This is a genomic window from Jatrophihabitans sp. (assembly GCF_051960575.1).
Classification (GTDB): domain Bacteria; phylum Actinomycetota; class Actinomycetes; order Mycobacteriales; family Jatrophihabitantaceae; genus JBQCEE01.
The window spans coordinates 12908-26606 of the sequence record NZ_JBQCEE010000420.1; the positions used below are offsets into that span (position 1 = coordinate 12908).

The 13699-nt window shown below is 67.3% G+C and carries 12 protein-coding genes and 1 pseudogene; 7 read left to right on the forward strand and 6 right to left on the reverse strand.

The window, feature by feature from the left end; genetic code table 11:
* From ACTHMS_RS23315 to ACTHMS_RS23325, 3 genes are all read left to right on the forward strand, one after another.
* Entirely contained in the window at positions 1 to 606 is a 606-nt protein-coding gene (locus ACTHMS_RS23315) for a (2Fe-2S)-binding protein (RefSeq protein WP_440309044.1), read from the forward strand.
* Positions 607 to 1650: 1044 nt separating this feature from the next.
* Positions 1651 to 2190, forward strand: a complete 540-nt coding sequence (locus ACTHMS_RS23320) for a hypothetical protein (RefSeq protein WP_440309045.1) — start codon at positions 1651 to 1653, stop codon at positions 2188 to 2190.
* Positions 2190 to 2624, forward strand: a complete 435-nt coding sequence (locus tag ACTHMS_RS23325) for a hypothetical protein (protein WP_440309046.1) — start codon at positions 2190 to 2192, stop codon at positions 2622 to 2624. Before ACTHMS_RS23320 ends, ACTHMS_RS23325 begins: the two co-directional genes overlap by 1 nt.
* 356 nt (positions 2625 to 2980) lie before the next feature.
* Here the strand turns inward: ACTHMS_RS23325 and ACTHMS_RS23330 are convergent, their stop codons facing one another.
* From ACTHMS_RS23330 to ACTHMS_RS23355, 6 genes are all read right to left on the reverse strand, one after another.
* Entirely contained in the window at positions 2981 to 4180 is a 1200-nt protein-coding gene (locus ACTHMS_RS23330; RefSeq protein WP_440309047.1) for an NAD(P)/FAD-dependent oxidoreductase, read from the reverse strand.
* The gene (locus ACTHMS_RS23335) at positions 4177 to 5583 is read right to left on the reverse strand and encodes a cytochrome P450 (protein WP_440309048.1); all 1407 of its coding nucleotides are present in this window, start codon (positions 5581 to 5583) and stop codon (positions 4177 to 4179) included. The genes ACTHMS_RS23330 and ACTHMS_RS23335 overlap by 4 nt, the downstream gene beginning before the upstream one ends.
* Before the next feature lie 33 nt (positions 5584 to 5616).
* Positions 5617 to 5937 (reverse strand): 2Fe-2S iron-sulfur cluster-binding protein, encoded by a 321-nt coding sequence (locus ACTHMS_RS23340; RefSeq protein ID WP_440309049.1) that lies wholly within the window; start codon positions 5935 to 5937, stop codon positions 5617 to 5619.
* Positions 5938 to 6327: 390 nt separating this feature from the next.
* The gene (locus ACTHMS_RS23345; protein ID WP_440309050.1) at positions 6328 to 7419 is read right to left on the reverse strand and encodes a BtrH N-terminal domain-containing protein; all 1092 of its coding nucleotides are present in this window, start codon (positions 7417 to 7419) and stop codon (positions 6328 to 6330) included.
* A gap of 47 nt (positions 7420 to 7466) precedes the next feature.
* A complete protein-coding gene (locus tag ACTHMS_RS23350) occupies positions 7467 to 8708 on the reverse strand; it encodes a cytochrome P450 (protein ID WP_440309051.1) in 1242 nt (413 codons plus the stop codon).
* The gene (locus ACTHMS_RS23355) at positions 8705 to 9175 is read right to left on the reverse strand and encodes a PaaI family thioesterase (protein ID WP_440309052.1); all 471 of its coding nucleotides are present in this window, start codon (positions 9173 to 9175) and stop codon (positions 8705 to 8707) included. Before ACTHMS_RS23355 ends, ACTHMS_RS23350 begins: the two co-directional genes overlap by 4 nt.
* A 268-nt stretch (positions 9176 to 9443) precedes the next feature.
* Here ACTHMS_RS23355 and ACTHMS_RS23360 point away from each other — a divergent pair, with 268 nt between their 5' ends.
* The 4 genes and pseudogenes from ACTHMS_RS23360 (at position 9444) to ACTHMS_RS23375 (ending at position 13666) form a co-directional block, all read left to right on the forward strand.
* Positions 9444 to 10067 (forward strand): TetR/AcrR family transcriptional regulator, encoded by a 624-nt coding sequence (locus ACTHMS_RS23360; RefSeq protein ID WP_440309112.1) that lies wholly within the window; start codon positions 9444 to 9446, stop codon positions 10065 to 10067.
* A gap of 277 nt (positions 10068 to 10344) precedes the next feature.
* Positions 10345 to 11829 (forward strand): annotated as a pseudogene (locus tag ACTHMS_RS23365) (cytochrome P450).
* On the forward strand, positions 11826 to 12497 hold the full coding sequence (locus ACTHMS_RS23370) for a transglutaminase domain-containing protein (RefSeq protein WP_440309053.1): 672 nt from the start codon (positions 11826 to 11828) through the stop codon (positions 12495 to 12497). The pseudogene ACTHMS_RS23365 and the gene ACTHMS_RS23370 overlap by 4 nt, the downstream one beginning before the upstream one ends.
* Positions 12498 to 12523: 26 nt before the next feature.
* A complete protein-coding gene (locus tag ACTHMS_RS23375; protein ID WP_440309054.1) occupies positions 12524 to 13666 on the forward strand; it encodes an acyl-CoA dehydrogenase family protein in 1143 nt (380 codons plus the stop codon).
* Positions 13667 to 13699 lie beyond the last annotated feature (33 nt).

The window sequence follows — 13699 nt, forward strand, 5'->3', positions numbered from 1 at the left end:
ATGCAGGTCACGATGACGGTCAATGGCGAGGAGTACACGCGCGAGATCGAGGGGCGGCTGCTGCTTGTCCACTTCCTGCGCGACCACCTGGGGCTCACGGGAACGCACTGGGGGTGCGACACCAGCAACTGCGGGACGTGCGTGGTGTGGCTCGACGGCGAGCCGGTCAAGTCCTGCACGGTGCTGGCGGCGATGGCAGGTGGCCACGAGGTCCGCACCGTCGAGGGCCTGGAACGCAACGGAGAGCTCGACCCGATCCAACGCGGCTTCACCGAGTGTCACGGCCTGCAGTGCGGCTTCTGCACGCCGGGCATGCTCATGACCACCCGCGCGCTGCTCGACCGGAACCCGCACCCGACCGAAGCCGAGATCCGCGAGGCGATCAGCGGCCAGATCTGCCGGTGCACCGGCTACGTCGACAAATCTACAGTCAACCCATTACGACGCTGCCGGATGGTCAACCGAACCGCTCGCTCATCGGCGTTCGAGCGGTTCGGGGGTGCCGTCGCGGAGGTCGTCGCGGCGCCCTCATCCCGCAGCGCGGACAGGGGGCGACGGCATGACGCAGGCGACGACGCGACCGGCGCCAAGTCGCGAGCCAGCTGAGGTTGGTGACCACAGCGCGCAGGTCGACGGTCAGGGCGCCCAGCGGTTCCGGCGGGCAGTCGCGAACAGTGTTCACTTGGCGAGTCCTACGCTCCGCGCGCCAGTCGAAGAGGTGGCCGCTCGAGCCGTGTGACGCTCTCCGGCGAGGTGGTCGCCGGTCGGCTCGCAGGGTGGGGGAGTAGCCGCCGCAGCGGTGCATGTCGCTCGTGCATATTAAATGGCGGTGAACATAGCAACGTAGGACCAGACTCTTCACGTCAACCATACGCGCAGCGCGCTGGGGGCGGGTGGTCACCAGCCGTGCAGCAGCCGCCAATTGCATGTGCAGCCTCGCCTGCTACTGGGTCTCGCGAGTGCGCGAAGTTGAGTGCAAATGTCGTCGATGTCGGTGATCATCGAGGGGCGCACAGGACGCGCCGCTGCGCCTCGCCGGGGCCGATCCACGACGATGATCGATCGGAACACCTTCGTTGCGCTGATGGAGGACTCCTGGCAGCGGGAGGCGAAGGAGTACCTCAAGGCGCTAGAGACATCGCGCATTTCGTTCGCGAAGCTGGTCGCGCTCGGCCGCAGCGCGGAGATTCCGTACTCGATGTTCTTCGCACCCATCGACGTGGCGGAGGCTCAGCTCAAGCGGAAGCGAGACATCCTGCTCGGCGGGGTCAGCAAGGGAACGTTCTCGCTCAACTCCCGCGGCACGGTGCGGATCGCCGACATCGAGCTCATCGTGAAGGACATGCTGCGCAAGCGGGAGCTGCTGAAGCGGCTTGACCCGGCTCTACCGGACAACGCGTTCGTCGGCGCGTTGCGCAAGTCGCGGCGGACCGTGGGTGGTCACGCTGACTGGCTGGTCGGCCAACTAGGCATCAACCGTTCCTACCTGCTGAAGATCAAGACCAAGGAGCTCGCCTTCGACCACGTACTGGACCGCCTGGAAGAACACAACATCTTCGTGTCCCAGAGCATGCGGAACTACATGCCAAGGCAATCCCGCCGCGTGCCCGGTTCAGCGGCATCTGCATCCGGGACAAGAAGGTTCCTTTCTTGTTCATCAACAACGGCGATCACCGCGACAGCGTGGAGCCAGCGGGCCGCCGACTGCTCACACTGGCGCTGCTCACCGTGTGCCTCGCTCGGGGCCAGTTCAATCCCGTCGCCTACTCCGACCAGTCGGACGACCCCATCGCGAACCGCGAGTACGAGATCGCGGAGGAGATGCTCATGCCCGCGGCGTCCGTCGCTGAGTTGGCTCTCTCCTCGCTGGATGACATCAAGGCGCACGCGGCCACCTACTGCGTGACGCCGAGCGGCTTCCTGATGCGCACCCGACGGCTCAACATCGTCGACACCGCCACCGGCCGTGAGTACATGGCGACCCTCCGCGAGGAGTTCCGAAGCCGCCCGAAGCAGAGGGCCTCGCAGCCCCTCGCGGTGAACGCGCTGCGCAAGTACAACAGCGCCGAGTACTCGCGGTCGCTGCTGCGCCAGATGGACGTTGGCAGACTGGCGCGTTCGGAGATCAACCGAGTGCTGTTCCAGAACCGACGGGCCGTCTCCCTCGATGACTTCCGAGCGAGGCTGTGATGATCGACCGCTACCTCGTGGACACGGTCACGCTGTCGAGGATGACCGCGGCACAGCGTGCCTGCGCGTTTGTGCGCAGCCGGTGTCGAATCCCCGAGGAGATCCTCTTCGAGGCGCAGGGGCTGCCAGACATCGACGTCCTCAAGCAGCTCGCATATCCGATCACGACCGCCGTCCTCGAGAAGGTGAAGGTCGTGATGGCGACGATCATTCCCAAAGACAAGGTGGTCGACCTCTACCGCAACAAGGGCAACGGCGACGTCATGCTGCTTGCCACCGCGCTGACTGAGATGGATGTCAGTGCGGGCCAGCTCATCGGTGATCGCTGGATCATCGCGACTGGCGACGATGGGCTCACCAAGAAGGCCGCAGACATGGGCGTGCTGACCTGCACTCCAGGGGAGTTCATCGCGCTGACGAGTTCGGCGGCCTGATCATTACGCTAGGTTGCGGTCGGCCGGCGCGATGACGACTGGCTGCCAGCAGAAGGGGGAGCCAACCGTCGGGCTCGGTCACCACTCACCCTCGGTCCATTCGTACACGTTGGCCACGCCGATCCCGTCGCCGTGGTGGTACAGCTGATGGCGCTCAGCGAAGTTCCCCAGGTGTGCTCGTTGAAATGTCTCACCTGTGAGCAGTCCCCCGACCCGCGCCCCCTCATCGGTCGTGCACGGCAGTCGGATGGTCGAACGGGAGGCGCAGCAGCTCTGTGCCTGCTGTCAAGGCGGTCGCCGGGGGCTGTCCGGCCAGCACCTCTCTGTGTCAAGCCGCCGTGGCCAGAGAGGTGCCGTTAGTTGGACAGTCCCGCCAGCTCGGCTTGGTCGATCGGCGTTCCCCGGGCGAGGGTCTGCTTGCTGAATATGAAGTCGCGGGGGCGGTTGATGCAGTCGGCCGCGATCATCTCGTTGTCGCGGAAGTAGTAGCAGACGAAGTCGCGATCGCGGGTCGGGTCTCCGTTGAGGATGATGTCGTCATAGCCGGCGTTGAGTCCAGCGATCTGGAGTTTGAGGTCGTACTGGTCGGACCAAAACCATGGCAGCGCGGAGATCTCCTTTGTCTTGCCGCATAGGGTCGCTGCGGCGATCTTGGCCTGTTCGGTGGCGCTCGGGACGGACTCCAGGCGGATCTTGCGGCCGTAGCGGGGGATGTATTGGCGGGTGCAGTCGCCCGCGGCCACGATGGCGGGGTCGCTGGTGCGGCCCCGGGGGTCGATCAGCACTCCGTCGTCGACCTTTAGCCCGGCCGCGGCGGCGAGTTCGGTATTCGGTTCAATCCCGATACCGATGACGACCAGATCGGCGGGAATCGATTCGCCGCCGGTCAGCACTACTTCGCGCACCCGGGTGTCGCCGATGAGGCCAACGACCAGGGCGCCGGTGCGGATGTCGATGCCCTCATCGCGGTGGATTCTGGTGAAGAAGGCCGAGACCTCGGGTGCGGTGACGCGTTCCAGGACGCGCTCGGCCGCTTCGAGCAGGGTCACCTCCAGCCCGAGGTTGCGAAGTGACGCTGCGCACTCGAGCCCGACGTAACCGCCGCCGATGATCACGGCTTGACGGCCCGGTCCCGCGACCGCCCGGATGCCCTCGACGTCGGCAGCCGTGCGCAGGTAGGACACGTGCTGCAGCTCGGCGCCCGGGATGGGCAGCCGCCGCGGACGCGAGCCAGTGCACAGCGCGAGCGAGTCGAATCGCAGCGATTCTCCGGTGCCGAGCACGAGTTCGCTGCGGTCCCGGTCGATTGACTCGACCCGGGCGTCGAGCAGTTCGATGCGCTGCTTGGCGTAGAACTGGGCGTTGCGAATGGCCAGTTCGTCCAGGGTGTGCTGGCCGGCCAGGTAGGCCTTCGACAACGGCGGACGCTGGTAGGGCAACGCCGACTCGTCCCCGACGAGCACAACCTCGCCGGCCCAGCCCTCTTTTCGCAGGCTGGCGGCCAGCTGGGCACCGGCGTGACTTGCCCCGACGATGACCGCTCTCGGCTCGGTCATTCGCCAGGTTTGGGCGTTAGGCGGACCGGCAGCTTGCTGATGCCGCGGACGAAGTTGGACTGCACGTACTCGGGCTCGCCGACGACCTCGATCTTGTCGAAGCGGGGGAGCAGCTCTTCCCAAAGGATGCGCAGCTGCAGTTCGGCGAGCCGGTTACCCATGCACCGGTGCACCCCGAATCCGAACGCGACGTGGTTGCGGGCGTTGCTGCGGTCGATGATCAGTTCGTCGGCACGCTCGAATTGCGTTTCGTCACGGTTGCCTGAGGCGTACCACATGACGACCTTGTCGCCCTTGCGAATGAACTGACCGTTGAGAATGGTGTCCTTCTTCGCGACGCGACGCATATAGGCAAGCGGTGTCTGCCAGCGGATGATCTCCGAGACCATGTTGGGGATCAGGTCGGGGTTGGCCTTGAGCTTGTCGAACTGGTCAGGGAACCGGTTGAGCGCCAGCACCCCGCCACTCATGGAGTTTCGGGTGGTGTCGTTACCGCCGATGATCAGCAGGAGCAGGTTGCCGATGAACTCCATCGGCCGGTTGATCAGGTCCTTGGTGCTCTCGTCGGCCTGAAGCATGCTGATCAGGTCAAAGCCGGGCGCCTCGCCGGAAGCTCTGCGAGCGGCTTTGTCGTGCCAGTGCGCGCTCAGGCTGCGGGCAGCATCGAGCATCCCGCGGAAGACCTCGTCGTTGTCTGAGGGGCCGCCGTTGGCCTGCTCCATCGATGCGCCGAGATCCGACCACTGCACCAGCTTGTGCCGTTGCTCAAGTGGAAAGTCCAGCAAAGTGGCGAGCATGCGCGCGGTCAGGTCGACGGAGACCGTCCTGACCCAGTCGAATGGCTCGTTCACCGGAAGGCTGTCGAGCACCTCACGGACCCGTTCGCGGATGAGGCCCTCCATTTCGCGGAGGTTCTTCGGTGCGACGACACCCTGGACGGCTTGACGCTGCTGGTCGTGCTTGGGTGGGTCCATCGCGATGAACATCGCAACGTCCAGGAAGCGCGGGGGGGTGCCGATGATGATGAAGGGCTCGGCCGAGAACACGTCGTGGTTCTTGTCGACGGCGATGATGTCAGCGTGGCGGGTGACCGACCAGAACGGGCCGAACGGGCTGTTGGCCTGGTAGTGGACCGGGGCTTCCTTCCGCAGCCGCGCGAAGTAGGACTCCCACAGTCCCTGCCGATACAGGAAGGGGTTGCTTACATCGATGTCGAGCAGGTCGAGGTCCTCGACCGGTGGCAGCGGCTGCTCGACGAACATCTTCGTGCCGTTCGTGCCGGTCACCCAACGACGGACCTTGTCATAGGCGTGTGCGGCCTGAATGACACGGTCGATCGGGACGGCGGCTCGAATGCCGGTGTTGACTGCGTCCGGGATTCTGACTGCGTCCGGGATCCTCATCATGCTCACCTGGCTCTCTGCGTGGGTTGCTCGTCACATCTGGAATTCGGGCAGCTGGACGGTCAATCCATCCCAGTCAGCGCGGACTGCCATTTGGCAAGACAAGCGAGACGTCGACTGCCGTTCAGGGTTCATCGACAGCATCTCCTCCTCGACGTCACCGCTCGGGCCGACCAGCGCCGACCACTCCGGGTTGACGATGACGTGGCAGGTGCCGCAGGCGGCTTCGCCGCCGCAGTCGCCGTCGATGCCGGGGATCGCCTCGTTGACGGCGACCTGCATCAGCGAGTGACCCTCGACCAAGGGCGCTTCGTACTTCTCGCCATCGTGCGAGACAAAGGTGACGGTTGCCATGACAACTCCCGAGGTGTGTCTTGTCGGCTGCGTAGTCGCGTCGGTGTAGTCGCGTCGGTCCGTGGCGGGCGAGCGGCCTCCGGGCAGCCACCAGCTTGCGACGAAATGCTGCCGTGTGTCAAGTGCGCTGACAAATAGGCAGCTAATGTCAGTGATGCTGGATGCGGTGCCGGCCGCTGTCGACGCAGATCGCTCGGGTGACGGGACGAGTCGCCGCGCTGCAGTGTCGCTGCAGTGCGGCTGCGGCGTGGCGCCGCATCATCGACAGAGGGCCCCGAGGCAGAGGCAGAGGCAGAGACGGTGGCAGGGGCAGGGGCAGAGGTGGCCATTTCATGCGCGCACGGCCGAGACAGCCCGCGGTTGTTCTCGCCTTCTGTGCGCGAACGGCGTTCAAGCGGTGAGGTCGGTGGCGGCGTGGGCCAGACAATCGCGAAGGAATGTTTCGAGGGCGGGTAGGTGCTGTAGTTCGTCTGCTGCGATCGCGTGGCCTTCTGCGAGATCGGCCGCAGACCCCGCTGCGGCCGCCGCTGCGGTCGCCGCTGCGTTCGCCGCTGCGGTCCATGCTGCCGCGGCGTCTGACGCGGCCGCCGCTACCTGTGCGACAGCGCTGCTGTGCAGGTGCAGATTCGCGTCGTGGGCGCCTTGGGCGAGCAGCTTCCTGAACAGTCCGCCGCCGGTTCCCGCTTTCTCGACGAAGGCCGCGAAGGAGCGCAGCGTGAGGTCGAGGGCCGCGGGGTGGAAGATGTCAGGCCACCGCATGAAGTCCTCGACGAACAGCGCCACCCCGGCTAGCCCTGCTGCCGCGACGCTGGGATGCGCGGACCCGACGGTGGTGAACCCGGGCGGGGAGGGCGATCTCGTCGTCATGGCCTGCGCACTGCGGCGGAAGGCGTCGGCGAGGGCGACGCCGAGGTCCGGGAGGTTGTCGGGCCAGATGATGTCGTAGGTCGTGTGCCGTGTCGGCTCGGGAAAAGACGTGGAGGACCGCGCTCGGGCCAAGGCGTCGAAGGTCACCAGTTGGGTGTCTGCGCGGTCGTTGTCGACGACGTGAACGACCTGCTGCTCGTCGTCATAGCCGATGAGGACGATGTCGTGGCGGCTCATGCGCAGCCGCACCCTCAGGTAGGGAAGTTCGGCGATGTCGGCCCACGCGAGCACCGGGCGCCCTTGGTCGAGTTGGTCGCGCACGTGCTGCCAGCCCGCCCCGGGATCGTCGGTGGACCGCAGGGCGGCGTGGCCGCCGAGGCGGTGGATCAGGTCGAGTTCGAGATCGCTGCCGCGGCCGACGAGGTAGACGGGCGGGATGAGGGTGCTGGATCGCACGTAGTGGAAATCGAGAGATCCGCCGAGAGCGAACACGAGACCCTCGCTGGGTGGTCCGTCCCAGCCGAGGCGGTGCCACTGCATCAGGTCGCGCAGCGCCGCGGAGCCGCAGTGGCCGCCCATCAGGTGCGGGTAGTCGGTCAGTAGTGCGCGCGGCACGGGTGCCCCTTTGTCGGTGATCTGGGATCGCGAGTTGTGATCGGCGATCAGGCGGCGTGGACGGGTAGCGAGGTCAGACCGCGAAAGGACAGGCCGGCGCGCCAGGTCGGTTCGTCGCGTGCTGTCAGGTTTGGGAAGCGGGTCAGCAGGCGGGAAAGGGCTTCGGCGCCCTCCATGCGTGCCAGGGCGGCGCCCAGGCAGTAGTGGATGCCGCCGCCGAAGGACAGCGGCGAGGGGCTGGGCCGCCCGAGGTCGAGCTGGTCGGCGTTGGCGTAGCGGTCCGGGTCGCGGTTCGCGGAGCCGAGCAGCATCAACACGACCTGCCCGGGCTCGATGGCGGTGTCGCCGATCGTGGTGGTGGTCAGCGCGGTACGGCCGTTGGTCTGCACCGGTGCGTCCCAGCGCAGCAGCTCCTCGACCGCGTTGGCGGCGAGATCGGGTGCGGCGCGGAGCTTGGCGGCTTGGTCCGGGTGGGCGAGCAGTGCTGCTGTGCCGTTGCCGATGAGGTTCGTCGTGGTCTCGAAGCCGGCGGCGAAGAGCAGGATCGCGGTGCCGATGCACTCGTCGTGATCGAGGGTGTCGCGGCCGCGGGCGGTCGCGAGGCGGCTGAGCAGGTCGTCGCCGGGGCGGCGCCGTTTGCCGGCGAGGATGTCACCGAGGTAGTCGGCCAGGTGGTCTTCGGCGATGGCGGCGCGTTCGACGGCGGCGGCGTCGGCGGCCGGTTCGAGCGGTGCCATGAGGTCGCGTACCAAGGCTGCGGCGGCAGCGCGTCCGTCCGGGGGCAGGCCCAGCAGATCCCCGATGACCGACACGGGCAACGGCAGGGCGAGGTCGGTGACGAGGTCGGCTTCGCGCTTGTCGGCGATGTGGTCCAGCAACTGTTCGACGGTGTTAACCACGGCGCCGCGCATCTCGCGGATATGGCGGGCGGTGAACACGTCGGCGACCAGGGTGCGCAGCCGGTGGTGATCGGGTGGGTTGCGGAACAGCATGGTGCGCCGAAATCGGTGCATCGCGCGCTCGGCGAGCTCGGCTGGGACCGATGACAGCCGGAAACCTAGGGACTCGTCGGCCTTGCCCAGGGCGCGGTCGCGCAGGGCGGTGTCACAGTCACGGAATCGGCTCAGGACGACGACACCGCTGGCGCTGACGTGGATCGGTGCGATCTCGCGCAGGCGCCGGTAGGCAGCGTACGGGCCCGCCGGCCCGTGCTGGGACAGCAGGACCTCCAGGAGCAGATGGTCACCCGCGTCGCCGGTGGTCGACGCCTGCTCTGTGCGTTTCGTCATCCGCCCGCGGCCCTCGTGAAGTGGTGGGTGTCGACCACGACGAAGGTGGCCTCGGCCGTTGCGACGACGATGTCGTCGAGGTTGCGCAGCGCGGCCGAGACGGGCAGACGCCGACCGACACGTTCGCCGTGATCCGCGCGCAGCACATACCGGGCGCCGAGCCGGACCGGCGCCAAGTAGCTGACGCGCAAGTCGCGCGTCACGGCCAGCTCGCCGATCAGGTAGAGCAGGAACCCGAACAGGTCGTCGAAGGCCATGGCCACGGCACCGCCGTGAGCTACCCCCGGTGCACCGGTATGGCGGTCGTCGAAGGTGTGCTCGGCCTGAACGCCGCTGCCGCGGCGACGCACCGCCAGGTGCAGCCCGTGGGGGTTGTCGGGCCCGCATCCCACGCAGCCGGGCGAGTGGGGCGCGAACAGCTGGCCGTCCTCGACGGGCTGGAACGCCGCGGCCCAGCTGGCGATCACCGGATCGACAGTCTGCTCAACGCTCGCGACCGTCGTCTCGGCACCGGCTCGCGCGTCCCGGGCAGGGCGGTTGTGTGTACCGTCGGTCACCAGGACACCATTGACGATGACCCAAGAACTGTCAATGAGGCGACAGGATTGGAGCCGGTGTTCAGCTCGTGACACGGACGGGTGGCCGGCTACGGTGTCCTTGCGCTGACGACGGCCCAGGTTTGTCTAGCATTGCGGGGTGGGCAGCGGGTCGTTGCGCGAGTCGTTCCGGCAGCACATGCGCGAGCGGGTGCTGCTGACAGCGCACGCACTCACCGTGGAGAAGGGCTGGGATCGCGTCCGCCTCAGCGAGATCGCCGAGATCGTCGGTGTGTCGCGGCCCACCATCTACAAGGAGTTCGGCGACAAGGCGGGGCTCGGCGACGCGATGCTCGTCGCGGAAGCCGAACGGTTCCTCGCCGGCATCACGACCACCCTTGAGGAGCACGCCGAGGACGCTGCTGCAGCAATTCTTGCTGCCGTGGCGTACACCCTCGACGAAGCCGAACGGAGCCCGCTACTCAAAGCGGTCCTGACCTCAAACCGAGACAGTGCCGAGGCCTCAGGTGGCGGGGACGGGCGCAGCGACGCAAACCGCGGTGGTGGCACGGGGATGCTGCCACTACTCACGACCTCGCACTCGATGCTGCACACCGCCTCGGCCGCCCTGGTCACCTGGTTCGCCGACCATTTTCCGGACCTGGCCCCCGTGGACGTGGCCGACGGCGTGGACGCCCTGGTGCGCCTGACGGTCAGCCACCTGGTCCTGCCCGACGACACTCGCGAGGGCACCTCCCGCCGTATCACCCTCGTCGCGTTGCGGTACCTGCGCCTGGACGACATCGCCACCTCGCGGCTGTAGCCCAACACATCGGCCGGCAAGAGGCGGGCGAAAGTGTCGCCTGACAGGTCGCGGCGAACCCAGACGCAAGAGTTGACGATTCCGCACTTCTCGTCAATAGGTTGACAAGACTGGAATGAATGTAAGTATTGGCGGAGGCGTGGCAGTCCGCAGCCCACCCGGTGCGCCGGCTTGGCGTGCCGGTCGGGCTGAACCGACTCGGCGTTCGACTGCCGCGTTCGCCGCCAGCGATCCCGTTCGCGCGCTGGCCTACGTGGAAGGCAGGTGCCGCCGCCCGATGACCAGGACGATCGTCAACCCGGCCCGCGAGTTTCGGCAGCGACTGTCCTCGGTGCTTCTGGTGCCGCTGCCCGAGCGCGTCGAGTCCGGAATCCGATCTGTCAGCCGCTCCGGGCCCGTCCGCACGCTGGCTGACCCGCCGCCCGGCTCCGGCCCGCCGCCCGGCTCCGGCCCGCCGCCCGTGCCCGGCGACGCCGGTCTTGTGCTGCTCGGTCACACCTTGGACGACATCCGCTTCGGATGCCAGTTCACTCGCGACCGCTACCAGCGGTCCGGGCCGGTGTCGTGGATGGGCGCCCTCGGCACCCGCGTGGTCGTCATCTCCGGCGCCGAAGCCACCCAGCAGGCCCTGACCACCGACGCGAAAGCGTCCTCCCAATCCGGCTGGACCTGTCTGATCGATGCGTTCTTTCACCGCGGCCCGATGCTGATGAGCTTCGACGAGCACAAGATGCACCGCCGCATCACACACGAGGCGTTCACCCGGCCCCGCCTGACCAGCTACACGCGGAAGGTCAGCCCCGCCGTGCGCGCCCCGGTCGCCGACTGGCCAACCGACGCTGCGACCCGCGTCTATCCGCTGCTCAAGGCGCTGACCCTCGACATCGCCACCGACGTCTTCATGGGCAGGCGCGGCGGGCGCGAGGACACCGACGCGATCAACAACGCCTTCGTCGCGAGTGTCAGCGCCGCCAGCGCCATTATCCGAGCCCCACTGCCCGGCACCCGGTATCGGGCCGGCATCACCGGACGTCGCCTGCTCGAGGACCACTTCACCCGGCACCTGCCGTACGCCCGAACCAGCGACGGTGACGACCTGTTCGCCGGGCCGTGCAGCGCCCGCACCGAAGACGGCGAGCAGGTCAGCGACGCCGACATCGTCAGCCACATGATCTTCCTCATGATGGCGGCCCACGACACCTTCACCATCACTGCGCCGCCCCTGTACTACCTCGCCGAACACCCCGACTGGCAGCACCGAGCCCGAGCCGAATCCGATGCCCTAGGCGACCGCAACCCGGCCATCGACGACCTCGAATCGCTGACCTCGCTCGATCTTGTGGTCAAGGAGACGCTGCGTCTCGTCGCGCCGTGCCGATCATCCTGCGCAAGACCGTCCGCGACGTCGCCATCGCCGACCACCACATCCGCGCCGACACGCTCGTGGCCATCGCAGGCGCGGTCAACCACTTCGACCCTGACGTGTGGCGCGCACCGGATCAGTTCGACCCGGTGCGATTCGCCGACGTCCGCGCCGGGGACACGGACCACCGATTCGCCTGGGTCCCATTCGGCGGTGGCGCCCACAAGTGCATCGGCCTGCACGTCGCCACCCTCGAAGTCAAAGCGATCCTGCACGAACTGCCGCGCTCGCACACCTGGACCGTGCCTTCGGGCCACACCGTCCGCTGGGACAACACCTTTCTGCCCATCACGGTCGGCGGGCTTCCGCCTCACCCTCTCGCGCCGGCCAGCCCGTTGACCGGGCCGTTGGCCACGTTCCTGGCCCCGTCACGCTTCCTGGACCACGACCACCGCGCCGTGCAAGAGTTCGCCGGGCGTGCGACCGGACCCGTGACAGATCCGCGCGCGAAAGCCACAGCGATCTTCACCGCTGTTCGGGACCAGCTCTGGTACGACCCCTACACCCTGTCGCAGGACCCCGCGGACTACCGCGCCAGCAGCATCGCCCGACGCGGCCACGGCTGGTGCGTGCCCAAAGCTGTCCTGCTGACAGCCGCCTGCCGCGCCGCCGGGATCCCTGCCCGGCTCGGATTCGCCGACGTCCGCAACCATCTGCAGACCGACACCCTCCGCGCCCGCATGGGCGGCTCGGACCTGTTCGTCTACCACGGCTACAGCGAGCTGTATCTCGACGGCCGGTGGGTCAAAGCCACGCCGGCGTTCAACAAGGAACTCTGCGCCCGATTCGGGGTCCCGCCGATCGAGTTCGACGGCCTCCACGACGCACTCATGCACCCCTACTGCGCCGACGGCAGTCGCTACATGGACTACGTGACCGACCACGGCTGGTACCCCGACCTCCCGCTGGACGAGATCTTCGCCGCGCTGCGCGCCGAGTACGGCAACGCCCTGACCGACACCGACGGCGCAGCGACGCCCACAGGCGCCGACACCTTCACCCGCTGATCCGCACGCCAGGGAGAACAACCACCATGCCGACCGCGCCGTCCTGGTCCACCCCGGAGACCGAACAACTACGCGACCTCGCCGCGAAGTTCTGCGCGACCGAACTCGTCCCCCACCGCGACCGCTTCGCCGAACAACACCAGGTCGACCGCGACCTGTGGAACCGCGCCGGCGATCTCGGGTTGCTGTGCCTGTCGATCCCGGAACAGTACGGCGGCGGCGGCGGAAGTTTCGCCCACGAGGCCGTTCTGCTCGAGGAGCAAGCCAAGGTCGGCGACGCTGCCTGGGGCGCGGGCCTGCACAGCGGCATCGTCGCCCACTATCTGCTGGCCTACGCCGCCGAGGACCTCAAACAGCGTTGGCTGCCGAAGATGGCCACCGGTGAACTGGTCGGCGCCATCGCCATGACCGAGCCCGGCACAGGCTCCGACCTGCAAAGCGTCCGCACCACCGCCGTCGCCGACGGCGACGAATACGTGATCAACGGCAGCAAAACCTTCATTACCAACGGCCAGCAGGCCGACCTGATCATCGTCGTCGCCAAGACCGACACGACCCAGGGCGCATCCGGTACCTCGCTGATCGTTGTCGAGGCACACCGGGAAGGATTCCGCCGCGGCCGCGCGCTGCACAAGATCGGCCAGCAGGGCCAAGACACCTCTGAGCTGTTCTTCGACGCCGTGCGCGTGCCCAAAACGCACCTACTCGGCGAGGCCGAAGGACAGGGATTCGTGCAGCTGATGCGCCAGCTGCCGCAGGAGCGGCTCATCGTGGCCGTCGGTGCAGTCGCCGTCATGGAGGCCGCGCTGGAGCAGACCCTGCGCTACACCAAAGAGCGGCAGGCGTTCGGCCGCCCGATCTTCGAGTTCCAGAACACCCGGTTCACCCTCGCCGAAGCAGCCACCGAGACCCGCATCGCCCGGGTCTTCTTGGACCACTGCATCATCGAGCACCTCGCCGGTCGCCTCGACATCCCCACCGTCGCCATGGCCAAGTGGTGGACCACCGACAGGGCCATGGAAGTCCTCGATGACTGCCTGCAACTGCACGGCGGCTATGGCTATATGGCCGAGTACCCGATCTCGCGCATGTGGGTCGACCAGCGCGTGCAACGCATTTACGCCGGCACCAACGAAATCATGAAAGACATCATCTCCCGCACCCTATGACCACTCGAAGCACACCGCACACCCTCATCAACC